The following is a 24,469-nucleotide window of genomic DNA, read 5'->3' as shown; positions in this document are numbered from 1 at the left end:
GATGTCCACTCCTCTGCTTTGCTTGCTGTTATTGTTTTTTGTTTATCTTTATGCGCAAACGGTCGATCCGTTTGCGAAGCCCATCAAGCTCTGTGCGCCGATTCCCCTTAAGTCGCAAGCCTGAAAGTCGTCGCTGGGCAATTGCTAATGCTGTTTCAGCCAGAATAAGAGCTTCATCCAGCTGCTTCGTCTTGTGCTCATAATACATCGCAAGCTCAATATGCGCTTCATAATCCGGCCAAGCAGCCCGTGCTGCTTCATCTACAGCCTTCTGCCACAATACCACAGCACGCTGCCAATTTCCACATTTCTTGTCTCGTTCCGCCAGTAAACACAAGCCCTTGAGCGTTGGACGAGGATGCTGGGCTGCGGCTGCATACAGCGGCTCAGCAAGGTCCGGTTTTCCCATTTTCTCCAGCCATAGTCCTGTACGCAGCAATTCCTCCGCTTCCTCCGGCATCGGAACCGTTCCCGTTCCTATTCTTCCGCCAAGCAAGTGTCCAAACCGGATCGCGAGTGTAGCCAACGAGAGCATATCGATTTCATTGTGTTGAAATACGCCGAGCAGCGGCTCGGGCTTCCTGTCAGCTAAATACTGAAAATAGATTGCCGGCGCAAGAGAACCCGGCACATCGTCAAGTCTGGTAATGCCAAGACGTTCTTCTTCCACATGGCTTAAGCGACATGAGACAAGCGTATTTCGCCAGACAGACCTGGAGGGATGCAATAAATCAATATGGATGGGCTCCCATTTGAAGGTGCGGAAGCCGTTGAGGATAAACCGATTGTATAAGACAGGCCAGTCGAATGTCCGACCATTGTACGTGACTAAATGGGTGAAGCTGGGAAGCAGATTGCATAAATAGCCGATCATTGCCCGTTCCTCTGCCGGATGACGAATAAGCATTTGCTCCACAATGAATACATCATCCTGCAAATAAGCGAGTCCCACCATGAAAGGGACATTTCCCGCTCCCACACCGAGTCCGGTGGTTTCTAAATCAAGAAACAGCAGATTTGTATAACCAAGGTCAACGGAATCGGGTTTGCGAAATGCATCAAGGTTGATCTGAGCATCGGTGAGTTCGAGCAACTCATGAATCCCATGCTTATGCGTCAAGGGATAGCGGATTTCCCGTACAAGAAATGCGCCTTCCGTCGATTGCACGATGCGAACGCCTAGCTCATCCCAATCCGAAGATAGCGTGTCATCATCGGCGGCAACTGCTGAGACAACCCCGACAGACGCAGTTTCAGCCTGCTCATCACTGTGGTTGACAGGCGCTTCTCCCCCTTCAGCAGCAACAGGCATATCGGCATGCGTAACCATACCGGCTAGTCGTTCTTCCTGAGCAACCTGCGCATTCTTCAGTCGCAGCAATCGATCCCTTAGCCCGCTCATAATCCCTCCAATATGAACAGCGATTTTTTCTTCGCATTCATGCCTACGATTTCCGTACCAATACAGGAAGGGCAGCCCGCATCGCAAGGGCATTTCTGTATTAGATTTTTGGCGGCTGCTTTAATATCATCGAATCTCTTATAAACGTCTTCCGCTAGCCCGATACCGCCTGGGTAATGGTCATAGATGAATATCGTTGGCAGCTGCGAATGTTCGGCTCTAATCTGAGAAACGACATGGATATCGCTTCGGTCGCACATGACATGAACAGGCACAATGTGCCTAATCACATGGGCTATTCCCATAAGCAGCTGTTCCAGTGTTTTCGTTTCGATCGTAGGGTCAACCTCATTGATCTCTACCCAAGTAGCGCTGGTGTGCAGTTCTTCCTCAGGGAGCTTGATAGGCCCGTATCCGATGTTCTCGAAACTGGACAAGCGGATTTTTTTGTACATCGTAGCCATGACATTGACAGCCGCGTCGCCGTAATGGATGGAAGTCGTCTTCCTTTGTTTCGATAAATCGATGGATAAGACCTTTAGCTTAACCGCCAGATTGGCGTCGGTATAATACTCTACATCTACTTCTCGAACATAAGCTTTCTTATGCTCCCAGTCCAGCTTCTCTACTTGAAACTGTACCCCTTCATGCAAATAAATAGCTTCATCATGCAATAGTGTCATGGCGCTGAATCTGTCCATCTCGCCGATTATTTTAACATTGCCTCTTTCGGATTGGTCGATAATGACGACATTTTCTTGTGCTGCTGAGCGCAGGCTCACTTCGTGGGCAGGGAATGATTGATTGGCCCAGTAGAATGCCCCTCCGGCTTGGGTAAGCACTCTTTCTTCTACCAAATATTCCAGTATGTCCGTGATCTCCAGCGGACCGAATTCTTCCCCCAATTTGAGCGGAAGCTCGTAAGCCGCACATCGCAAATGGTCAACCAGAATCAATAAATTCTCCGGGTTAATGCGCGCCGATTCCGGGGATCGTTCGAAGAAATAATCAGGATTTTGCACGATATATTGATCGATCGGCGTATTGCTGGCTACCATTACGACCAATGCCTCGCCATGACGTCTTCCGGCACGACCTGCTTGCTGCCAAGTGCTCGCGACACTGCCGGGATAACCCGACATGATGCAGACTTGAAGCTGCCCGATATCTACGCCGAGTTCCAGCGCGTTCGTACTTACGACGCCTACGATTTCCCCGTTCCTTAATCCTCGTTCGATTTCTCGACGCTGATTGGGTAAGTAGCCGCCTCGATAGCCTCGAATGGATTTCCCGCCCAGCTCATTTTTCACTAGTTCCTGAAGATGACTTAGAATAAGTTCTACTCTTACTCGACTGCGGGCAAAAACGATCGTTTGCACCTTATTGGCCAGAAATTGCTTAGCTAATTGGTTCACTTCTACCGTTGCGCTTTTCCGTAGATTAAGAGGTTTATTGATAATGGGAGGATTATAAAAAACAAAGTGCTTCCTTCCCCTCGGCGCACCGTTATCGTCAACCAAGCGCATCGGTTTACCCGTAAGCTGTTCAGCCAGCTCCCTCGGATTCGCGATTGTCGCCGATGTACAGATGAAAATCGGATCGCTGCCATAAAACTTGCAAATACGCTGAAGCCTTCGAATGACATTGGAAACATGGCTGCCGAAGACGCCTCGATAGGTATGCAGTTCGTCAATGACGATATATTTGAGATTGCTGAATAAGCTGATCCATTTCGTATGATGCGGAAGAATGGCGGAGTGAAGCATATCCGGATTGGTAATCACGATATGGCCGACACTCTTTACAATTTGACGAATTTCCGGGGAAGTGTCACCGTCATAAGTGAAACTTTTGATGTCGATTCCCATTTCGGCAATAATTTCGTTCAGTTCACTCTTCTGATCCTGCGCCAGCGCTTTGGTAGGGAACAAATATAACGCACGACTGGCGTCGTCCTCGGCAATAGACTGTAAAACGGGGAGGTTATAGCAAAGCGTTTTCCCTGATGCAGTCGGGGTTACCGCGACCATATTCTCGCCTTTACGAATGGTTTCGTAGGCGGTGTGCTGATGGCTGTATAACTCCTCAATGCCTCGTTTCCCTAAAGCCGCTTTAATTCTTGGATCTACGCTCTCGGGCATAGGTTTGGTTCTAGCTTCTATCGGTTCAACTTCGTGCCAGTTGATGACATTCTCATTCACTTTTAATTCCTGTATAAGTTCGGAAAGATTTTTCTTGCGAATCATAATCATAACCCCCGTGATAGAACGACTGTTCCCCTCATTATAACCGCTTGCGTTCAAATAAAAAAAGCCCTATTTTTAACAAACGAAAGAAGCCGCCCTGTCGCAGCTTGCGCTCGGACGGCTTCTTTCACTTGCCACCATAGATGCTTTAGATGGAACGCTTCACTTGGAACTCTGCATAATCAAACGCTGCATCTGTCTGAGGGAAAATGGTCCGGGCATCAGCCACCAGCTCCGCTACTGCTTCATCATCGAACCTGGAGCTGAAATGGGTGACTACCAGCCGCTTGACCCCGGCTGCAGCCGCAATCTCGGCGGCTTGGCGAATGGTGGAATGCCCGTAAGCTGCCGCTTTCTCCTCCATCCCGCCTGCGAAGGTCGCTTCATGGACAAGCAGATCAGCATCCTTCGCCAGAAGTATCGCATTATCGCAAGGAGTTGTATCGCCGAGAATGGTAACAATCCGTCCCGGCAGCTGCGGACCTACTACATCTGCCGAAGAAATGGTACGACCATCCTCCAGCGTAATGGATTCACCGCGTTTCAGTTTGCCGTATAATGGCCCCGGCCGCACGCCTAGTTCTGCTAGCCGCGCCAGATTAAGCTGCCCATGCTGCGGACGCTCTGTAATCCGATAGCCGAAGCATGGTAACCGATGATCAAGCTCGGCTGCCTCGACGAGGAATCGATCATCCGCTGCAACCTCACCGGCTGTAACCTCAATCACTTCAAGCTCATAACCAAGATGAACTCCGCTATGTAGGAAAATAACGTTCAAATAGTCTTTCAAACCGGCCGGACCATAGATCTGAAGCGGACCTGCCCCTTCAAAATACGTCCTGCTGCTTAATAGCCCCGGCAATCCATAGAGATGATCGCCGTGTAAATGGGTAATAAAGATTCGTTCCAATTTATTTAACTTTAATCCGCCGTGCAGCAGCCGATGCTGCGTACCTTCGCCGGTATCGAACAACCAGAACCCGCAATGCGGTTCAGGGAGACATAGAGCAATGGAAGTAACATTGCGTGTTTTCGTTGGTCTTCCTGCGCTTGTACCGAGAAACGTGAGCTGCATATGCATGCTCCCTCCAATCTCCATCCTTATGCTATCTATAACAATACCCTCCAAAACTGCGTCTTAACACGCAAGTTCGGAGGGTACCTATGCTATCTGTTACGCTTTCTCTACATTGAAATACTGCGCTTCCGGATGGGCGAATACCATTGCGGAAACAGATGCTTCCGGCTCCATCATGAAGCCTTCTGTCAATTGCACGCCGATATCCTCCGGTTTCATCAGCTCGAACAACGGCTGTTGATCTTCCAGATTCGGACAAGCCGGATAACCGAACGAAACGCGAATACCTTGATATCTAGCGCCATGACGCTGTTTCATCGTCATCTCCGGATGATCCGGGAAACCCCAAGTATCGCGCATCAAATGATGGACGCGCTCTGCCATGGCTTCCGCAACCTCAAGTGCTACAGACTGCAAGGCATGGGAGCGCAAGTAGTCGCCGTTGTCTTTCAGCTCGGTTGCTTTCTCTCTTACGCCTTCACCTGCTGTTACAACGAGGAAGCCGACGTAATCCATCACGCCGCTCTCCACGGATTTCAAGAAATCCGCCAAGCAGAGGTAGGGCTCGACTTGCTGACGCGGGAACGTGAAACGTTTGATTTCAACACCGGGCTGGCTCGGGTCATAAATAATGATATCGTTGCCCGATGATTGCGCTGGGAAGAAACGATACATGCCATTGGCTTTCAATAATCCTTTTGCAGCATCTGCAAGCAGCCCGTCAACGGTTTCCTTTAAATTCACAGCCTTCTCATTGCCTTCAGCAAGAAGCGTGTCCACGTTACCCTTTAAGCCCAAATGATGGCCAAGCAGCATCTGCATATTAATATATGGCACGATATGCGGAATAGGCACATTGCGCAGAACATGACGTTCTGTATCCGGCGGGATATAAACCGGCGCATCCTTGGAAACATTGGATTTCACTGCACGAGTCAGCTCAGGGAGCGGCTTCTTCTCCGTTTCTTCCAAGTAGCCGGAAGCTTTGAGAGCAGCCATTTCCTCCTCATAGACGAGACGATGTTCTTTGTCCATCAGCTTGTTGGCGATGTCCAAACCATCCATGGCATCCTTTGCATAGAGAACTAAACCGTCATATTCAGGTCCGATCCGATGCTTCGTGAATTTACGAGTCAGCGCCGCGCCTCCAACCAGGATCGGAGCGTCAATGCCTGCACTGCGCAAATCCTGCGCGGTCAAGATCATCTGCTGCGCCGATTTCACGAGAAGACCCGAGAGACCGATCGCATCTACCGGCTCTTTGCGGTAAGCTTCAATAATTTGTTCAGGCGGCACTTTAATGCCTAGGTTAATAATTTTGTAGCCATTGTTGGATAAGATGATTTCGACCAGATTTTTACCGATATCATGGACATCACCTTTAACGGTTGCCAGTATGATTTTACCTTTAACCGCCGTTTCATTCTTCTCCATGAACGGTTCAAGATACGTAACGGAAGCTTTCATTACTTCGGCGCTCTGCAGCACCTCTGCCACGATCAGCTCATTCCCGTTGAACAAACGTCCGACTTCCTCCATCCCTCTCATCAGCGCGCCGTTGATGATTTCTAGCGGAGAATATTTCTTCAACGCTTCATCAAGATCCGGATAAAGTCCTTCCTTCGTACCTTCGACAACGTATGAAGCAAGGCGCTCCTCAAGCGTCAATGTCGAAATCTTCTCTTTCTTCACAACCTTCTTCTCACGGAAGGCCGCAACGAAAGCCGCCAACGTCTCATCGTTCGTATTGTAGATCAATTCTTCGGCCAGACGGCGCTCTTCTTCCGGAATGGATGCATACCGCTCCAGTTTCTCCGTATTCACGATTGCATAATCAAGACCAGCCTTCGTCGTGTGATACAGATAGACAGAGTTAAGCACTTCGCGGCCAGCATCCGGCAATCCGAACGAGATGTTGCTTAGACCTAGAATCGTCTTCGCCTTCGGATACTTCGCTTTAATCATCTTAATGCCTTCGATAGTCTCAACTGCTGAACCGATGTATTGCGGGTCACCGGATCCAACAGGGAACATATTCGGGTCAAAAATAATATCTTCCGGGTTCATGCCGTATTTCTCGGTAAGCAGCTCGTAAGAACGAGTGGCCACTTCCATCTTCGCTTCGCGCGAAACCGCTTGTCCACGCTCATCGATAAGAATACAAACAACCGCTGCCCCATAGCGATGTATAAGCGGGAGGATTTTCTCGAACTTGGATTCACCATCCTCCAAGTTAATGGAGTTGATGATCGCTTTCCCTTGGGAATACTTCAAGCCCAGCTCAATAATATGGTCGTAGGTGGAATCGAGCATGAGCGGTACTTTAATCTTCTTCACAACTTCAGGCAGAAATTTATGAACGGCATTCGCTTCATCAATATCCGTATCCTGCAGGTTGATATCAATAACATGCGCGCCGCCTTTTACTTGTGCACGGGCAATTTCGGACGCCTCATCATACTTCTCTTCTTTAATGAGTCGTTTGAATTTCCGTGATCCGGAAATGTTCGTACGCTCCCCGATCATAATCGGGCGGTTATCTTCTTCAATATAGACCGTCTCAATACCTGAAACTGCCGGTGGATGCTCACCCGGCTTCGTACGCGGCGCGTAATTCGCCAGTGTGTCGGCCATGGCGCGGATATGATCCGGCGTTGTGCCGCAGCAGCCGCCAGCGATATTAATCCAACCCTGCTCGGCGAAATCAGCGATTTTTCTAGCCAACGATTCCGGTGACTCATGATATTTCCCGTTTTCATCCGGCAAACCGGCATTCGGGTAGCAGCTGACGGCTGCGTGCGAAATCGCGGAGAGCGAACGAATATGGTCACGCATAAACTCAGGTCCTGTCGCACAGTTAAGCCCGATCGAAATTGGCTTCATATGCTCAAGCGAAATATAGAAGGATTCAATATTCTGTCCGGCAAGTGTCGTGCCCATTGGCTCAATCGTACCGGAAATCATGAGAGGAAGCGTAATGCCTGTTGCTTCATAAGCTTTATGAATACCGATTGTGCCGGCCTTCACGTTTAGTGTATCTTGTGAAGTTTCCAGCAGCATGGCGTCAACGCCGCCTTCGATGAGTGCGATGGCTTGCTCATAATAGCTCTCTACCAGCTCGTCGAACGTAACTCCGCCTGTTACAGACAGCGTCTTCGTAGTAGGTCCCAGTGCTCCGGCTACGTAACGAGGCTTGTCCGGAGTGGAGTATTTGTCCGCAGCTGCACGGGCAAGAGAAGCCGCAGCAAGGTTGATATCCCTTGCTTTCTCCGGAATATCATATTCGGCAAGAACGACGCTCGTCGCGCCGAACGTATTGGTTTCGAGAATATCTGCACCCGCAGCTAAGTAAGCTTCATGGATGCCTTGGATCACATCGGGACGTGTCAGAACGAGCATTTCATTACAGCCGTCCAGGTCTTCGCCGCCAAAATCATCCGGCCCCAGATCCGCCTGTTGAATCATCGTGCCCATCGCCCCGTCGAGGATGAGAATTCGTTTTGCGAGCATGTCCTGCATTGTCGGTTTCGTCAAAAGATGCACTTCCCTTCCGATAATCCAACTCACTGCCTTTTTTGAGTCTAGGCGTGGTCGATTCAGCAAAAATCATTTCCCTATACTCTACCAGAATTCACCGCGCGTGCAAAGAACCTTTTCAGGTCAATCGTTTTGTTCTATAATTATTCTGATCGGAATTACGATTTTTGTGAAAAGAGGGATTATTCGATGGCAGAAATTCGAATTCGCAGCACGGATGAGCGCATCTCCGGCGAAGAGAACGTCCGCGCCTTTCTAGAGAAGCAAGAAGTACTTTATGAGCACTGGGACGCAAGCAAGCTTCCAACGGAACTTCATAACAAATTTGTCTTGAATGATGAAGAGAAGCAAACGATTCTTAGCACATACGACGATGAAATCCGCGATCTTGCAGCGCGTCGCGGCTACAAAATTTGGGATGTTATCTCGCTCTCCGATGCTACCCCGAACATCGAGGAATTGCTGAAGAAGTTTGAGCAGATCCACATCCATACCGAAGATGAAATCCGCGGCATCGTATCCGGACGCGGGATCTTCATCATTAAAGGTGACGAAGAAACCGGTTATTTCGATGTTGAGCTCGAAGCTGGCGATGTCATCTCTGTACCAGAGAACAAAGCGCATTTCTTCACACTGATGGACAACCGCGAAATTATCGCTGTCCGCCTCTTTATCGAGAAAGACGGCTGGGTCGCTCACAATATCGAAGATCCTGCTTTCGCATAATAACCTGTATCGAAATAAGAAGACCCGTCCTCGGACGGGTCTTCTTTGTTATGCTTCTATAAGTGCTGCATGCCCCCGATTTAGAGAAGCAAAGGCAGCAATTCTTCCAGATGCTTAATTTCATGCGAAGGAATAATTTCATCGGAACGCGTCATGCCGTGGCGATTAATCCAAACGGATGTCATGCCGATCGTATTTGCACCCAGAATATCCGTTGTGAGCTTGTCTCCTACCATAATGCCATGCTCTGGTTCAACGCCGAGACGCTCTAGGGCATGATGGAAGATCGCAGCAGCCGGCTTGCCTTGGCCAAATTCACCGGAAATAATTATATGATCAAAATAAGGGACGATCGCCGGAACGCCAGCCAGCTTCTCACGTTGCAGATCAGGAGATCCGTTCGTCAGCAGCAGGAGCTTATACTTTCCTTTCAGCTGATCCAAGATTGCAAACGTCTCTTCGTATACATAAGGACGGCTTCGACGTTCAGCCGGGAACTGTTCGGCGAGCTGAGCGCCAAGCTCGGCATTGTCCACGCCCAGCGCCTTCAGGCCGCGTGTCCAAGCTTCACGGCGATAGGCCGGAGCGAGCTGCTGGAGCTGGCGGAACTCCTCTTGTTCCCCTTCCAGAAAGTTCGCCCACAGCCCCTCAAACGGATTGATGCCGATCATTTTGGTAAATGGGAACGTTTCATAAGACTCATAGAGCGCACGAGCTTCGCGGCGAACGGCTTCTTCCAAGCTTTTCGCATCTACTCCGGTTTGTGCTGCAGCGGATTGGCAGGTCGCATCGAATGCTTCCTGCACGCTGCGGTCATCCCATAATAGGGTATCGTCGAGATCAAATAAGACTGCTTGCTTAGCCATAATCGTGTCTGCACTCCACTTCCGAATTATTTTTCAGTAAAGGAAATTCCATGCTGCGCGGAGAAAGTCCGCAAACGCTCCGACATTTGATCCGTCGGGAAACGGTTCATCACACGCGAGAATACCCAGTTGCCGCCTTTATGCTGTTCAACAACTATGTACCCCTTCTGCGAGGAGATGGCCTTAATGTTGTTCACATAGATCGAGCGATCGCCGGTGAACCGACGGGAGCGAATATAGTCACTGCCAACCGATAGATACGGACGGCGCAGCGTGAATAGCAATGCTAGGATGACATAACAAGCTACGGTCAGCCAGAACATGTTGCCAGTCTGCTTGTACGTATCCGCCGTAACCGTCACGATTACATAGAAAAGGATGAACAGCAGCAGGAATGCCGGCATCAAATAGCTTCTTCCTTTATAGGTGTCTAGCTTCTCGCCACTTGATTTGGCAGCCATAAGCGGTGCCTTTCCATGTTTCTTACGTTGTTTGTTAATTTGAGCTTGGTTCTTCTGTACTTTACGTTCCCACGATCTTGACAAGGGTGTTCCTCCTTCATAATCTTCCACACGCTGTAATCCATCTTGCTCTAAGTTAAATGGGTCGAGCGAATTTCGCAATAAATCGGTTCGGATATTCGCTGGGCAATGCGCTTACTTCATCCAGCTTGTTCCATACCGAATCCGGCATCGTCCAGCCGATCGCCCCCATATTATCTTCAAACTGTTCCAAAGTGCTTGCACCAAAGATTGGCGAAGTAATCCCCTTGCGTTGAAGCAGCCAAGAGAGCGCGACTTGAGCAGGTGTTCGCTCCAGCTCCTTTGCTGCGCTTAGTACAGCTTCAAGCACTGCGAAGTTACCTTCGTTTGCCCGAATTGCCCATGAGCTCTCACCCTGCTTGGACGTTAATCTCCCGCTTACAGGCTCCTCTTTCGTATACCTGCCTGTCAGGAACCCGCCGCCTAATGGTGCCCAAGGGATAATACCAACATTCTCTTCCAAACATAAGGATAGCATTTCGCGATCCATCTCACGACTAACCAAACTGTATTGCGGTTGAATGGAGATAAACCGGACATATCGATTCCAATCGCTGGTAGACAAAGACTTCATTAACTGCCAGGCGAAGAAATTGGAACAGCCGATATAACGCACTTTACCTGAAGTAACCAGATCATCGAGTGCGCGAAGCGTCTCTTCAATCGGTGTAGCGTGATCCCAAACATGCACTTGGTAGAGGTCGATATAGTCGGTATCAAGTCTCTTCAAGCTTGCTTCGACGGCATCCATAATATGCTTTCTGGAAACCCCGACGCCGTTTGGATGATTCTCGGTCGCGAATCTCACTTTCGTGGCGAGAACAACTTCGGAGCGTCTGTCTTTAATCGCCTTACCTACAATCTCTTCCGAACGCCCGGATACATATACGTTCGCTGTATCGAGGAAATTGCCGCCTTTCTCGAAGAAACGATTCATCATCTCTATCGAATCCGTCTCGCTCGTTGTGTTACCGAACGTCATCGTACCTAAACAAAGCTCCGAAACAGCTAAACCGCTGCGGCCCAGTAAACGATATTGCATGCTACATGTCCTCCTTCGAATAGACTGCTGCTAATGCTTGATCGTACCTTCCCCGTCCTCTTCGTCTTCCACATATTTAATGGTATCGAGTTGATTACGGAAGTTTTTCTTGAAATTCTCAAGATATAAACGGCGAAGCTCGTCGCGTTCGACCAGTTCCTCCGGTGATAACCCTACTGTTTTGTTCTTTCGGGAGAGTTCATTAATACGGGCGATGATCTTTTCCATTTCCATTATGCTCCTTTCCTGATTCGGCCAACATGTCATTCTTTACTTTGACATTTTTAATTGCCCATTGTCAAGGCGAAATGGCCCTATCTGGGGCTTGAATCGACCTGTCTTGGCCGTGCTTTATCCGCATCTGGTTCGCCTTATTATTACGTTATGCCGCTAGAAATGAAAAAAGCCTGAGCAGTGAAGACTCAGACTTGTGAATGCGGATCCACTCGGATCGTAATGTAAGGATGTACTCCTACTATAAGAAGCTGAAACCGTGCATCTATTTATTCAACGGGTATAATCAAGGATTGTCCGGCTTGCAGCGAACTAGAGGTCAAGTTGTTTCGTTGTTTTAAGTTGAATACAACATGGCGAATATCTTCACCTTCTTTCCGAATACTGCTTGCGATGTTCCATAGCGTGTCACCGGACCCAACAACGACGATCTGCTCCGAAGCTGTAGGTGCTGCCGGATGTTCGCTGTTCGCTTGGCTTGTCATCAGTGACAGTCCTGTGAAGAGCAGTACGAAGAACAGTGTTGCTGCAGCAAGTCTCATTAATAAGCGTTCTGTTCTTCTATCTTGCCAAGTGCGCTTCACAGCGCGACTATTGCGAGTTTCACCTTTATAATTAGAAGAGTAAGTGGACATCGTTGTCATCATTCTCCAGCACCCCAAACGTTTGTTCTATTTGTTAAACTTAGAATAACACGAACATTTGTTTGTGGTCAAGCGTTTTTGGAACATTTGTTCGTAAAAATATGCGAACCTGTGTTTCTCGAACTTATGTTTGTACGAACTCCGGTTCTGTGCTATAATTTGACACAAATGAAACTTTGGAGTGATTCCGGTGTCGAAACTTTCAAACCGCCAGCAGGCGATACTAGAATTCATTAAGACGGAAGTACGCGAGAAAGGCTATCCGCCTTCCGTTCGTGAGATCGGTGAAGCGGTCGGACTCGCTTCCAGCTCAACTGTCCACGGCCATCTTGATCGCCTGGAGAAGAAAGGCCTTATTCGCCGCGATCCAACCAAACCTCGCGCAATCGAGATTTTGGACGGCGAAGACAACGAGATTCCATTCCCGCTTTCCATCGCGAAGGTTCCTGTAGTAGGTAAGGTAACTGCCGGTGTACCGATTACGGCAACAGAGAATATCGAGGATTACTTCCCCCTTCCGGCTGACAGAGTCGGCGACCACAACGTCTTTATTCTTAACGTCGTTGGAGAAAGTATGATCGAAGCAGGCATTCATAACGGCGATTACGTCATTGTCCGCCAACAGCAAACCGCTTCGAACGGCGATATCGTCGTTGCAATGACAGAAGAAGACGAAGCTACTGTGAAGACCTTCTATAAAGAAAAGGATCATATCCGTCTTCAACCGGAGAACTCGACGATGGAACCGATCCGTCTGCGTAACGTCTCCATTCTAGGTAAAGTCATCGGACTTTTCCGCGACATCCACTAATACACGCATCAAAGGGGCATTTCCTTATCGCTGCAGCAGCGATCGGAAATGCCCCTTTTCTGTCTGCCCCGCGCAGATGTGCCTCCGTTATGTCAGCTAACCTACAATTCTCGGAACAACAACTGACGATAAGTGAATTTACTGCTCTTGTACTTGAAGTTTAAAGCAATGCCCGAGAAATCAATTTGAATGGATTTCAGCGCATATGCCGTTACTTTTTGTCGAATCAAATTGGATAATCGAGTTCGATTCTTATTGTTCACAGCTGCGGCTACCGCTGCAGCGTATGTTGAAGAAGATAAAAGCGCTCTGTAGAAAGGCAAGACCGCTCTAGCAATAGCGCGATGAATCGGAGTGGAGAACGTAAATTGGGTCGACCCCGGTGGTATCGTCGTGCCGGCGGAATATAGCAGGATCGGTTCCGGAAACTTGAAATCAAAGAAATAGCCAATGCCGTTTGTAGAGAAACCGTCCAAATCAGCAGATGGCACCACGGATTTAAACAATGCCGATAAAGTATCTAAGTCCGCGCCTCTTATAGCCTTCGACCACTTCAACGCATAGGAATAGCTCTGTACAATTTTCTTAAAGAATGGCACCATCGTTGCTGCTACGTGTTTTAATATCGCCCCGGTAAGACGAAACGGTTGCTCCTCTTTTGTCGCTGCTTTCTTCCTCACATAGGCTCCTCCTTCATGAATGGCTATTGTGGCATACTATGCGAAAGCAGAGGTACAAGTGCGGACACACTTCCTCCCATAGACGCAAAAAAACCCTCAACGCCGGATGGCATCAAGGGTTTCGTCGGTTCTAGTAGAGCGTCAAGTACTGATCGCGTTCCCACTCGTGGATTTGCGTACGGTACATGTCCCACTCGATTTCTTTAAGCTCATAGAAGTGAGCAAGCGCGTGATCGCCAAGCGCTTCACAAATGACTTCGCTGCGAAGCAGCTCTGTCAATGCTTCTTTCAAGTCATCCGGCAAGGTAGGGATGCCCTCTTCGATACGCTCCTCATCCGTCATCACGTAGATGTTACGGTCAGTCGGAGCCGGCAGCGGAGTCTTGTTGCGGATACCGTCAAGGCCTGCTTTAAGCATAACAGCAAGAGCCAGGTATGGATTAGCCGCGGGGTCTGGGCTGCGGACTTCTATCCGTGTGCTTAGACCGCGCGAGGCAGGAATACGAATCATCGGACTACGGTTACTTGCAGACCATGCTACGTAACAAGGTGCTTCATAGCCCGGAACCAGACGCTTGTACGAATTTACTGTAGGGTTAGTAATCGCTGAGAAAGCACGTGCATGGTTCAGTACACCGGCCATGTAATAACGAGCTATTTGGCTTAGGCCAAGCTTGTCGCTCTCATCGTAGAACGCGTTCACGTTGCCGCGGAACAACGACTGGTGACAGTGCATACCGGAACCATTTACACCGAATAGCGGTTTAGGCATGAACGAAGCATGCAGTCCGTGCTGGCGAGCAATCGTTTTGACAACCAGCTTGAACGTTTGAATTTGATCGGCTGCTTTAATCGCATCCGCATATTTGAAGTCGATTTCGTGCTGGCCCGGAGCCACCTCATGGTGAGAAGCTTCGATTTCAAAGCCCATTTCTTCCAGTGTCAATACGATTTCACGGCGGCAGTTCTCACCAAGATCCATCGGAGCAAGGTCGAAGTATCCACCTTGGTCGTTAAGCTCTGTAGTTGGGTTGCCTTTCTCATCTGTTTTGAATAGGAAAAATTCCGGTTCTGGACCAACGTTCATTGCAGTAAAGCCAAGCTCGTCCGCTTCCTTCAGAACGCGCTTCAGAATGCCGCGCGGATCTCCGGCAAATGGCGTACCGTCAGGCATATATACGTCACAGATCAGACGGGCAATACGATCTTCTGCAACCCACGGGAATACAACCCATGTATCAAGGTCCGGATAGAGGTACATGTCGGATTCTTCAATCCGCACATATCCTTCGATGGACGAGCCGTCGAACATCATTTTGTTATCGAGTGCCTTTTCCAGCTGACTTACCGGAATTTCGACGTTCTTGATCGTTCCCAGCAAATCGGTGAACTGAAGTCGAATAAACCGGACATTCTGTTCTTTGCAAATACGTCTGATGTCATCTTTGTTGTAGCTCACAGAATCATCTCCTTAAAGGCTAATTAGTTTGCATCATTTTACTTTTTGTTATAGAAACGGGACAGCTGGCCTTGAATCATAGATGCTTTGCCAGGTCTCTTCTCTAGCAACTGCTGCTTAAGCAATCGATGCAATTGTGCATCGGAGAGCTCCCGACGCTTCACTTCCGACAGCTCGCTGACGACTGTCGCGTCTTCGGATTCCTTGGATACAGGGTTCATTACTTGCTTAATGCCCGCAATGTTAACGCCCTTCTCGATTAACGATTTAATCTCTAGCAGCCTCTCCACATCGTTGAACGAGAACAGCCGCTGGTTCCCAGACGTACGAGCGGGCACTATCAGTTCATGCTGCTCGTAGTAACGGATTTGCCTCGCGGTCAAGTCGGTCAACTTCATGACGATGCCGATCGGAAAAAGCGCCATATTTCTGCGTATTTCGTCACCCATGTCGCATCAACCTTCCAGTTTCTGATATATGCTACCATTGTACCGCTGTGCCAAAAACGTGTCAAGTCGTGTGAGGTTTAATTACAACCAACTCGCGCTCAGCTAGTACCGTTAAAGCATTCAGAACACCGTATTTGACGTGCGCGTAAGTAAGTCCGCCTTGCATATAAGCGATGTACGGTTCCCGGATCGGAGCATCCGCTGACAGCTCCAAACTGCCGCCCTGCATGAAGGTCCCCGCAGCCATAATAACGGGGTGTTCGTAGCCAGGCATGTCCCATGGTTCCGGCACTACGTGGGCATCAACGGCCGATGCTTTCTGTACGCCCTGTACGAAGGCAATCAGCTGTTCTGCTCGCTCGAAGCGAATCGCTTGGATCAAGTCCGTGCGAGGTGCATCGAAGCGCGGATTGCTTTCGAAACCTAACAATTCGAACATGGCGGCGCCGAAGACGCTGCCTTTAAGCGCTTGTCCCACCAAATGCGGTGCCAAGAACAAGCCTTGGTACATCGCACGAAGCGTGCCAAGCGTCGCTCCAACCTCTCCGCCTATTCCCGGTGCTGTCAGTCGGAAAGACGTCAGCTCTACAGCCTTCTTGGTACCGGCCACATATCCACCCGTTGGGGCAATACCGCCGCCGGGATTTTTGATTAACGAACCTGCCATAAGATCAACGCCGACTTCCGTCGGTTCCAGCTCTTCCGTAAACTCGCCGTAGCAGTTGTCCACGAAGACGTAGACATCGGGCTTCAGCGCCTTCACTTGCTTGACCATCTCTCCGATTTCAGCGACGGTGTACGAAGCACGCCAGTCATATCCGCGCGAGCGCTGAATCCCGATGACTTTGGTGCGTTCTGTCATCCGCGATGCCACGGTTTCCCAGTCGATAGAACCATCAGCTAGCGGAGCTACCTCCCCGTAGCCAATGCCGAAATCCTGCAAGGAGCCTTTTCCATCACCGGGTTTGCCGATGACTTTATGCAGCGTATCATACGGTTTCCCCGTTATGTATAACAGCTCGTCCCCTGGGCGAAGAAGCCCAAACAATGCGCAGCTGATCGTATGGGTGCCCGATACGAAATGCGGCCTGACAAGCGCCGCCTCCGCGCCCATAACGTCTGCATACACCAGATCCAGCACTTCGCGTCCGCGATCGTTATAGCCGTATCCGGTCGATCCGTTAAAATGATAATCGCTTACGCGGTGCTTCTGGAAAGCATCAATAACTTTCCACTGATTGCGCTCGCTGATTCCATCGATAGAACGAAAAACAGGGGCGGCCTGCATCTCCGCAGCCTCCGCCCACTTCGTTAATTCCAGCCAATTTTCACTCTCTTGCTGTTTCACTTTCCTCTGACTCTCCTCATGTAACTCAACTTATTCGTTATACTTGCTCCGCATAGGCTGCCAGCCGATGTCCATGCACTTCGAAATCTTGCTTATTCAGCTCTACGGTCAGCTTAATAATGTCCCCATCGACAGCTTGCTCAATGACGTCGCCTGTGCGGTAAGCTAACGCGATCAGATCGCCCCGATCGGCCGGAAGCTTGAATACGCGCGTATCTCCGCTAAGCTTATCCTGGACCGTTTGCAGCAGTCTTTGCAGATCGTCCTTATTGAACGCGCTCATAACCAGGGTATCTTGACCGCCTGCCGCTGCACGTATGAACTGATGATCGTCGCCTGAGCACATATCGATCTTGTTATAGACCATAATCTGCGGTTTGCCGTCAGCGCCAAGCTCGCGCATGATGCTGTTCACGACCGAGATCTGCTCCTCGCGCATTTCAGAGGCACTGTCAATGACATGAAGCACCAAATCCGCTTCGCATACCTCTTCCAGTGTTGCCCGGAATGCCGCAACCAAATCATGCGGAAGATTCTGGATGAATCCTACCGTATCCGTCAACACCACTTCTTTGCCGCTCGGAAGTTCCAAATTTCTCGATGTAGGATCAAGCGTTGCGAAAAGCTGGTTCTCAACATACACATCAGCCTGCGTTAATTCTCGCAATAGCGTTGATTTACCCGCATTCGTATATCCGACTAAAGCCACTTGCTGCACTCCGGACTTCCGTCTGCGCTCACGGTGAAGTGTACGATGTTTCACAACCTCATCCAGCACGTTCTTCAAATCAGAGATCCGATCCCGGATATGACGGCGATCGGTTTCAAGCTTCGATTCACCGGGACCACGTGTCCCGATACCGCCGCCAAGCCGCGACAGATTCTTGCCGTGCCCGGATAAACGCGGAAGCAAATAGCTTAGCTGCGCAAGCTCAACTTGTATAATCCCTTCCCGGGTCTTAGCACGCTGTGCGAAGATATCGAGGATCAGCTGCGTCCGGTCGATGATTTTCAAATCCAATGCTTCTTCGAGATTACGAACCTGCGCGCCGGAAAGCTCCTGATCGAAGATTGCCGTTGTCGCGCCAAGCTCCTCCGACATCGCCTTCAGTTCCTCGACTTTGCCTTTGCCGATAAACCACTTCGTATCGACTTTCTCTTTGTTCTGCGTCATGGATGCAAGCACTTCTACGCCTGCAGTTTCGGCCAAGCTTACAAGCTCCTGCAAAGAATGCTCCGGATCGCTTGAACCCCGTTTAATATTAGGCGTCACCAAACTGACGAGTATCGCTCGGTCCTGTAAATCCGTATCGGTATCATAGGTAGATTGCCGCATCGGTTAATTGCCACTCCTTCATACGTGCCGGTTACTTTTCCCATTTCAGATCTTCCGGTCGAACTGCCATCAGCTCTTGTTTGCCCGGCGATCCTGTAGGATATTGATTCAATAAACGCACCGCTTGGTGCCGAAATGCCTTCTCGATCACGTTGCGCACATATCGTGCATTGCTGAACGCAAACATGGTCATCGTCTTCTCTAACATCAGATGCTGCCGCAGCTTAAACACGGACTGTGGCATGAGCGTGTAATCCCGATCCTTGGCCATCAGCTCCGCAATTTGAATCAGCTGATCGATCGAATAATCGGGAAAATCGATTTGTATCGGGAAACGCGATGGAAGGCCGGGATTGGTAAGAAGGAAATGCTCGATTTCGAGGGGATAGCCGGCCAAAATCAACACAAATTGGTTCCGATGATCCTCCATTGCTTTGACGAGCGTATCGATCGCTTCTTTCCCAAAATCCTTCTCTCCGCCGCGAGCCAAGCTGTACGCTTCGTCCACAAATAACACGCCGCCCAGCGCCTTGCGCACCAAATCACGTGTTTTCTGCGCCGTATGCCCGATATATTCGCCGACGAGGTCCGCCCGCTCCACTTCGATCATATGCCCCTTGGAGAGCACGCCCATCTTGTTAAACAGCTTGGCAACGATTCTCGCAATCGAAGTTTTGCCCGTCCCGGGATTCCCCGTAAAAATCATATGATACACATGCGAACCGCCTGTCAGTCCGGCATCCGAACGCATCCGGCTGATCTGCAGCAGCGCATAGATTTCATAAATAAGCAGCTTTACATTATCAAGACCCACCATCGAATCAAGCTCGCGCCCAATTTCGAGAAACGGATCATTGGGAGATAACGGCTTGGCAACCGCTACCGGCTCACTCTCCAGCGCTTGCGCCGAGCTGCTTGTGGATGCATAAGGCTCACTGCTGCGCAGCACCACATTGATCTGCCGCGAAGGTCTGCCGCTGCCGTTCCCTCCTGTTGATACAACTCGTTCGTCCATCTGCTTCATCACCTATCCTTCGCTGAATCATCGGCATAAGCTGCACGTATAATCCATTGTATTCTAGTGATTTCAGCCATATTAACAGTTTTCAAGGGGAACGACACCCTATTGAACATTAGAACGAATTCGGCAGCCTAACACCCATTCGGAGCAGCAGTTCATCCATTTTCCACTTCGTAAAGGCCAGTACTTCGCGAGTTTGATTGAACGTAATAGACAAGACTTGAGACTTCAGTCCAATTGCGGCAGTTGCTGCAGGGTAGTCCAAATACGAAGCGATATCGGCAGCTCTCGGAGCGTGAAAATCATGCGAGATCAGCAGCAGACTCTTCCAGCCCCGCTTCATCGCCAAAGGTTTGCTAAACAGCAGGTTCTCATAGGTGCTTCGGGAATCTTCCTCCAGCACCATTCGTTCAGACGGAACCCCTTTGGCGGCCAAGTAATTACGCATGCCTTCCGCTTCTGAAACCGTTGACCCATTATGATCATGTCCCCCGGACAGAATAAAATACTTGAAGTTACCCTGCTTGTACAATTGAAAACCTAAATCGAGACGCTCGCGCAGTCCAGGGCTTGGCTGATCAGACCATAGCGCTGCACCGAGAATAATGGCCGCATCCGCTTTGGGTACAGGCTTTGGCATATCGTAGCTGTTAATGACCCACAGCAGATAAGCACACCAGAAAGCGCCTAAGGCCACAACCCAAGCGCAGATCCGCAACAGGAGAACGAACTTGTTCGATCGTTTGCGGGCACTGCGCTTATGAGGTCGTTTAGATATGACCGTTTGCTTCATGATTCGCTTAGCTCACCGTTCTGGGCAAGTGCCTTCCGATGCTTCAGACTCAGCGTGAAATAACGGAATCGTCCGTTACGTATCGTGGATAAGAGCCGCCCTGCCGTCTTGCGCGCGAGCGCGGCGTCTTTGTTCGTCACCGTTCCTTGGCTTACTGCTTCCTCCAGCTCATCTTCATCAAGAAGAAACACCTCACCGCTAGGCAGCACAACAACATCCAGATACAAATCATCAAACCAAGGCACCTGCTGATCCGTCAGGCCTTGTGTCTTGCAAATATCGATATACCATTGAACGACTCGGTTCTTATCGTCGAACATCGTCGTTACGACAAAGTGTTCACCGCGAGGAAAATGCTGCATCCACAAATATCCGCGGTCAGCCAGGCATAATTTCCGCCCATTGTATTCTTTCCAAAGCGGTTCGCGCAATTCGTGAATGCGGTAGAACGTCACAAGTCCTTTAAACTCGTCTGCGTCCATCGCGAGGCACGTATAGCTTCTTCGCAGGATGCGGCGCCAATTGGCTCGGTCAGAAAATTTTCGTTTCATACGGAACGACCTTTCCGTTAGGATCGCGCCCTTAGATTGCGGCGCAGAACGCGTACAACTGCACGACTATTTCATGTCTAAGTGTCTTGCAGCAGGGTAGAATTACCTCATTAAAAAAAGCTTACCACAACTTACCGTCTATCTCCAGCGACCCGGGAAAATAAACCAAGCCCTCCTTGTCCGAGCACAAAAATAAGGAGAGCAGCGCCGGCTGCTCTCCTTGTGGGACTACCTTATTTCTCCGAAATGCTGACCGATTCGATCGTTACATCTTCTGTCGGCTTGCTGTCCGTCGCTTCGCCGTTACCGGGTCCAACCGGGGTATTCGCAATTGCAGTTATCGTCTCCATACCCTTCGTCACTTTACCGAAGATGGTATAATTCGGCTGCGAGTTCAGGAAATCGGCGCCTTCACCGGTACAAATGAAGAACTGGCTGCCGCCGCTTTCCGGTTGACCTGTATTCGCCATTGCAAGAATACCGGCTTCAAACTTATGCCCGTTGTTAAACTCATCGGGAATGGTGTAGCCGGGACCTCCCGTTCCGTTGCCCAGCGGATCTCCGCCTTGAATCATGAAATCCTTGATGATCCGATGAAATTTCACCCCATCATAGAACTTCTCTTTCGAGAGAAAAACGAAGCTGTTTACAGTCTGAGGCGCATCCTTCGCAAACAACTCTACCGTAAACTCACCTTTGTTCGTCTTGAACGTCGCGTTGTAAGTCTTCTCTTTGTCGATTGCCATAGCAGGCATTTCCGACCAAGACTTCGGCGATCCTTCTTCTTCGGCAGCACCGCCGCTTGTGTTGTTACCTACCGCTTCAGTAGGCGTACCTTGGTTCTCTTGAACCGAATTATTAGTTTTGGCTCCACATCCAGCCGTTACGATTAACATGGCTGAAAGGATGAATACGAGTGCAGTCCGGTTCATCATAATCTGAAAATCCTCCAAGCGTTGCGTAATGTTAGTGCGTCGATTACTTTGCTGCTTCGTTCAGTTAAGGCGTTGTGGAAGGGGGCGTATTAGTCGCCCCATTCCCATTCGTGTTCCCGTTGCCGGCATCAGGCTGTCCGTCCGCCGGAACGGAACCGTCTCCAGGCGTATTGCCGGAGTCGCCCGTGCCATTACCGGGGTTCGTGCCATTCCCGTTACCGGGCTCGGTCGGCTGTCCGCCGTTTCCAGGCGTTTCGCCACCGTTACCCGGTGTTTCACCGCCATTGCCCGGGGTCTGACCACCGTTATTCCCATCTCCCGGAGGCGCAGTGCCGTCACCCGGCAGCTCTTCGCCCGGCGGGGTTTCATTTCCATCTCCCGGAGGGATTTCCCCGCCAGGCTCTTCCGTTGGCGGCGGCGTAATCTCCGCTTCAGGAATCACTACGGTCAATTGATCGGAAGGTGTCCCTTCCATATCTTTCTTAGCATCGTAGGCCGTTACATAATAGGTGTAACTCATTCCTGGCACAACGCTCATGTCATTAACAACGGTTTCTAAAGAATCGAGCAGCTTGGTAAAGGTTTTCTCGCTCGCTTCCTTGCGATAAACACGATACTGCACGCCTTCCCCTTCAATCGGTGACCATGACAGCTTCACAACCGCGCCCGCCTCATCATAAATCGCGTTGAAGTTCGTAATGCCAACCGGTGGTTTCTCTTCCTGAACATCGGAAGGTTTGGCGAAGCTGTCTTTCTTCACGCCTTTTATGGCGTCTTTCATGACTTTCCCGAACATGGCGGCGGATTGCGCGCTGCTCTTCTTGATCATATGATTCTTATCCGTAATATCATAGCCCATCCAAACAACCGCTGTCCATTCAGCCGTATAGCCGGCGAACCAGGCATCCCGATTGTTACCTGTTTTCAAGCCCGGAATACCATGCTGCGTCGTACCCGTTTTGCCTGCTACCGGACGATCGATACGTGCTGCCGTACCGGTACCGCCCTTCTCGGTTACAGCCTGCATCATATCTGTCATATAGTAGGCAGTTTCCGGACTCATCAGCTGTTCCGATTGAGGAGCTTCATATTGGTAAAGCACTTCCTCGTTCTTATCGGTAATTTTGGTCAAAGAATGTGGATCTACCGACTTGCCTTCATTTGCGAACGCGCTGTACGCACGTGCCATATCAAACGGAGTTACACCATTGGTTAATCCGCCGAGGCCGATCGCAAGGTTACGGTCTTTGGAGCTGTCGAGCTCAAAGCCCATTTTGTCCGCGAACTTCAGACCGGTTTTCACGCCGATTTCGTTTAGCAGCCACACGGCAGATGCATTGCGAGACTCTTTCAACGACTGACGCATAGCGACAGGTCCGATATATTTCACTTTGTTCGAGTCGGACGGGCAGTACGAGCCATAGCATGTTTTCACATCCTGCAGAATCGACCATGGGAACCAATCGCCGCTCTCAATCGCCGGTCCGTATACCGTGATTGGCTTAAAAGCCGAACCCGGCTGGCGTGGTTGAACCACCCGATTCAATCCTTTGTTCACATAGTCGCGGCCGCCGATCATCCCTTGAATCTCACCGTTTCGGTGATCAACGATGATCATTGCGCCTTGCTCCTGCTTGTCGTCGACACTCTTCTCGAAGTTGTCGTCGTCTTCAAATTCTCGCGCCATAACCGATTGCGCCTGGGTATTCAGCGTCGTATAAATTTTATAACCGCCGACCCGCAGCTCTTCCTCGGTTAATCCGCTTTTCTCAACGGCTTCATTGACAACAAAATCAATGAAAGTAAGGTTGGAATCATCCGCAGTTTTCGTTTGATTCTCCGGACGCTTATACTCAACAGCCTTCGCTTCATCCATCTCGGCCTGCGTAATATAGCCTTGGTCAAACATAAGCTGCAGAACGACCGAACGACGCTCTTGCGAGTTAATCGGATTATTAATCGGGTTATAATTGCCCGGTGCTTTCGGAATTGCGGCTAATGTCGCCATTTGCCATAGCTTCAGATCTTTCAGATCCGTGTCAAAATAAAAGCTCGCCGCTTCTTTAATCCCATACGCACCTTTACCGAAATAAATCCGGTTCAAGTACATCGTAATGATTTCGTCTTTCGTCTTCTTGTGCTCCAGCGCTACCGCTATTGAGGCTTCTGTCGCTTTACGGAAGAAGGTTTTATCCTGTGTCAGGAACAAGTTCTTCGCGAGCTGCTGGGTAATCGTACTGCCGCCCTCAACCGCGCTGCGGGCAACGATATCCTTGACAATCGCTCTTCCGATCGAATAGAGGTCAATCCCGGAATGCTCCTCGAAGCGGCGATCTTCCGTCGCAATGACGGCTTCGCGCATTAGCAATGGAATATCCGCGAATTCCACCGTTTCCCGGTTGCCGCCAGCCTGAGACAGCTTGGTAACTTCATTGCCCTTCGCATCATAAACCGTCGATGACTCCGGTAATATGAATTTATCTTGGTTCTCGGCAAGAATGCGTTCGCCGTTCAAAATAATCAACAAATAACCGATGATGCCACATACTATGGCAACCGCTCCGGTAAAAAACAACCAGACGGCCCATTTACGTTTTTTGTTGGTTTTCGTTTTCTTACCTTTCTTCTCTACCTTCTTGTTCCTCGTGCTGCGTGGTCCATCAGCCATAAGCTCAGGTCCCCTCCAGTTCTGTCACTCCTAAATTGTGCACTCTCTCTATTTATACCCTATATGAGTAAACGGCAACAGGAGGTTTGAAACATCTTCAT

21 protein-coding genes are annotated in these 24,469 nt (G+C 49.8%); 2 read left to right on the top strand and 19 right to left on the bottom strand.

Annotation, left to right across the window (positions count from 1 at the left end; all coding sequences use genetic code 11):
• Positions 1–28: 28 nt before the first annotated feature.
• The 4 genes from AC6ESO_RS03040 to metH form a co-directional block, all read right to left on the bottom strand.
• Entirely contained in the window at positions 29–1,402 is a 1,374-nt protein-coding gene (locus tag AC6ESO_RS03040) for a ribonuclease H-like domain-containing protein (RefSeq protein WP_497090085.1), read from the bottom strand.
• Positions 1,399–3,645, bottom strand: a complete 2,247-nt coding sequence (locus AC6ESO_RS03035) for a DEAD/DEAH box helicase (protein WP_497090480.1) — start codon at positions 3,643–3,645, stop codon at positions 1,399–1,401. The genes AC6ESO_RS03040 and AC6ESO_RS03035 overlap by 4 nt, the downstream gene beginning before the upstream one ends.
• 151 nt (positions 3,646–3,796) lie before the next feature.
• Positions 3,797–4,723 carry a ribonuclease Z gene (gene rnz / locus AC6ESO_RS03030; RefSeq protein WP_497090084.1) on the bottom strand — a complete coding sequence of 309 codons (927 nt, stop codon included), beginning with the start codon at positions 4,721–4,723 and terminating at the stop codon, positions 3,797–3,799.
• A 99-nt stretch (positions 4,724–4,822) separates the two neighbouring features.
• Positions 4,823–8,260, bottom strand: a complete 3,438-nt coding sequence (metH, locus tag AC6ESO_RS03025; RefSeq protein ID WP_497090083.1) for a methionine synthase — start codon at positions 8,258–8,260, stop codon at positions 4,823–4,825.
• A 192-nt stretch (positions 8,261–8,452) separates the two neighbouring features.
• Between metH and AC6ESO_RS03020 the strand changes: the two genes are divergently transcribed.
• The gene (locus AC6ESO_RS03020; RefSeq protein WP_091215710.1) at positions 8,453–8,989 is read left to right on the top strand and encodes a 1,2-dihydroxy-3-keto-5-methylthiopentene dioxygenase; all 537 of its coding nucleotides are present in this window, start codon (positions 8,453–8,455) and stop codon (positions 8,987–8,989) included.
• Between the two features lie 80 nt (positions 8,990–9,069).
• On the opposite strand, the gene AC6ESO_RS03015 is transcribed toward AC6ESO_RS03020, so the two are convergent.
• From AC6ESO_RS03015 to AC6ESO_RS02995, 5 genes are all read right to left on the bottom strand, one after another.
• Positions 9,070–9,855, bottom strand: coding sequence for an HAD family hydrolase (locus AC6ESO_RS03015; RefSeq protein ID WP_497090082.1), 786 nt, complete (start codon positions 9,853–9,855; stop codon positions 9,070–9,072).
• Between the two features lie 26 nt (positions 9,856–9,881).
• Positions 9,882–10,400, bottom strand: a complete 519-nt coding sequence (locus AC6ESO_RS03010; RefSeq protein ID WP_497090081.1) for a hypothetical protein — start codon at positions 10,398–10,400, stop codon at positions 9,882–9,884.
• 52 nt (positions 10,401–10,452) lie between these two features.
• Positions 10,453–11,439, bottom strand: coding sequence for an aldo/keto reductase (locus AC6ESO_RS03005; protein WP_497090080.1), 987 nt, complete (start codon positions 11,437–11,439; stop codon positions 10,453–10,455).
• Positions 11,440–11,469: 30 nt separating this feature from the next.
• A complete protein-coding gene (locus tag AC6ESO_RS03000; protein WP_497090079.1) occupies positions 11,470–11,673 on the bottom strand; it encodes a DUF896 domain-containing protein in 204 nt (67 codons plus the stop codon).
• Positions 11,674–11,942: 269 nt separating this feature from the next.
• Positions 11,943–12,320, bottom strand: coding sequence for a LysM peptidoglycan-binding domain-containing protein (locus AC6ESO_RS02995; RefSeq protein WP_497090078.1), 378 nt, complete (start codon positions 12,318–12,320; stop codon positions 11,943–11,945).
• A 187-nt stretch (positions 12,321–12,507) separates the two neighbouring features.
• On the opposite strand from AC6ESO_RS02995, the gene lexA reads away from it, so the two are divergent.
• Positions 12,508–13,128, top strand: a complete 621-nt coding sequence (lexA, locus tag AC6ESO_RS02990) for a transcriptional repressor LexA (protein WP_475780581.1) — start codon at positions 12,508–12,510, stop codon at positions 13,126–13,128.
• A 101-nt stretch (positions 13,129–13,229) separates the two neighbouring features.
• Here lexA and AC6ESO_RS02985 read toward each other — a convergent pair whose 3' ends face one another.
• The 10 genes from AC6ESO_RS02985 to AC6ESO_RS02940 form a co-directional block, all read right to left on the bottom strand.
• Positions 13,230–13,808: a hypothetical protein gene (locus tag AC6ESO_RS02985; protein ID WP_497090077.1), complete on the bottom strand. Its 579-nt coding sequence runs from the start codon at positions 13,806–13,808 to the stop codon at positions 13,230–13,232.
• Positions 13,809–13,938: 130 nt separating this feature from the next.
• A complete protein-coding gene (glnA, locus tag AC6ESO_RS02980) occupies positions 13,939–15,267 on the bottom strand; it encodes a type I glutamate--ammonia ligase (RefSeq protein WP_497090076.1) in 1,329 nt (442 codons plus the stop codon).
• A gap of 38 nt (positions 15,268–15,305) precedes the next feature.
• A complete protein-coding gene (locus tag AC6ESO_RS02975; protein ID WP_090985346.1) occupies positions 15,306–15,716 on the bottom strand; it encodes a MerR family transcriptional regulator in 411 nt (136 codons plus the stop codon).
• 61 nt (positions 15,717–15,777) lie between these two features.
• Positions 15,778–17,064, bottom strand: coding sequence for a methionine gamma-lyase family protein (locus tag AC6ESO_RS02970; RefSeq protein ID WP_494817287.1), 1,287 nt, complete (start codon positions 17,062–17,064; stop codon positions 15,778–15,780).
• A 37-nt stretch (positions 17,065–17,101) separates the two neighbouring features.
• Entirely contained in the window at positions 17,102–18,400 is a 1,299-nt protein-coding gene (gene hflX / locus AC6ESO_RS02965) for a GTPase HflX (protein WP_497090075.1), read from the bottom strand.
• A 31-nt stretch (positions 18,401–18,431) separates the two neighbouring features.
• On the bottom strand, positions 18,432–19,415 hold the full coding sequence (locus tag AC6ESO_RS02960) for an AAA family ATPase (protein WP_497090074.1): 984 nt from the start codon (positions 19,413–19,415) through the stop codon (positions 18,432–18,434).
• A gap of 118 nt (positions 19,416–19,533) precedes the next feature.
• A complete protein-coding gene (locus tag AC6ESO_RS02955) occupies positions 19,534–20,214 on the bottom strand; it encodes a YdcF family protein (protein ID WP_497090073.1) in 681 nt (226 codons plus the stop codon).
• Positions 20,211–20,765, bottom strand: coding sequence for a ribonuclease FAU-1 family protein (locus tag AC6ESO_RS02950; protein ID WP_090985338.1), 555 nt, complete (start codon positions 20,763–20,765; stop codon positions 20,211–20,213). The genes AC6ESO_RS02955 and AC6ESO_RS02950 overlap by 4 nt, the downstream gene beginning before the upstream one ends.
• Positions 20,766–20,998: 233 nt before the next feature.
• A complete protein-coding gene (locus AC6ESO_RS02945; RefSeq protein ID WP_497090072.1) occupies positions 20,999–21,700 on the bottom strand; it encodes a peptidylprolyl isomerase in 702 nt (233 codons plus the stop codon).
• Between the two features lie 64 nt (positions 21,701–21,764).
• Positions 21,765–24,368, bottom strand: a complete 2,604-nt coding sequence (locus AC6ESO_RS02940; protein ID WP_497090071.1) for a transglycosylase domain-containing protein — start codon at positions 24,366–24,368, stop codon at positions 21,765–21,767.
• Between the last annotated feature and the right edge of the window lie 101 nt (positions 24,369–24,469).

This window comes from Paenibacillus rhizoryzae (genome assembly GCF_059686995.1).
The sequence above is the reverse complement of the archived record's forward strand: the minus strand, read 5'-3'. Positions and strand labels throughout refer to the sequence as shown.

Coding starts and splice junctions, on each gene's coding strand:
- AC6ESO_RS03040 (WP_497090085.1), bottom strand. CDS start 1,402: ATGAGCGGGCTAAGGGATCGATTGCTGCGACTGAAGAATGCGCAGGTT.
- rnz (WP_497090084.1), bottom strand. CDS start 4,723: ATGCAGCTCACGTTTCTCGGTACAAGCGCAGGAAGACCAACGAAAACA.
- AC6ESO_RS03020 (WP_091215710.1), top strand. CDS start 8,453: ATGGCAGAAATTCGAATTCGCAGCACGGATGAGCGCATCTCCGGCGAA.
- AC6ESO_RS03015 (WP_497090082.1), bottom strand. CDS start 9,855: ATGGCTAAGCAAGCAGTCTTATTTGATCTCGACGATACCCTATTATGG.
- AC6ESO_RS03005 (WP_497090080.1), bottom strand. CDS start 11,439: ATGCAATATCGTTTACTGGGCCGCAGCGGTTTAGCTGTTTCGGAGCTT.
- AC6ESO_RS03000 (WP_497090079.1), bottom strand. CDS start 11,673: ATGGAAATGGAAAAGATCATCGCCCGTATTAATGAACTCTCCCGAAAG.
- AC6ESO_RS02995 (WP_497090078.1), bottom strand. CDS start 12,320: ATGATGACAACGATGTCCACTTACTCTTCTAATTATAAAGGTGAAACT.
- AC6ESO_RS02975 (WP_090985346.1), bottom strand. CDS start 15,716: ATGGGTGACGAAATACGCAGAAATATGGCGCTTTTTCCGATCGGCATC.
- hflX (WP_497090075.1), bottom strand. CDS start 18,400: ATGCGGCAATCTACCTATGATACCGATACGGATTTACAGGACCGAGCG.
- AC6ESO_RS02960 (WP_497090074.1), bottom strand. CDS start 19,415: ATGGACGAACGAGTTGTATCAACAGGAGGGAACGGCAGCGGCAGACCT.
- AC6ESO_RS02955 (WP_497090073.1), bottom strand. CDS start 20,214: ATGAAGCAAACGGTCATATCTAAACGACCTCATAAGCGCAGTGCCCGC.
- AC6ESO_RS02950 (WP_090985338.1), bottom strand. CDS start 20,765: ATGAAACGAAAATTTTCTGACCGAGCCAATTGGCGCCGCATCCTGCGA.
- AC6ESO_RS02945 (WP_497090072.1), bottom strand. CDS start 21,700: ATGATGAACCGGACTGCACTCGTATTCATCCTTTCAGCCATGTTAATC.
- AC6ESO_RS02940 (WP_497090071.1), bottom strand. CDS start 24,368: ATGGCTGATGGACCACGCAGCACGAGGAACAAGAAGGTAGAGAAGAAA.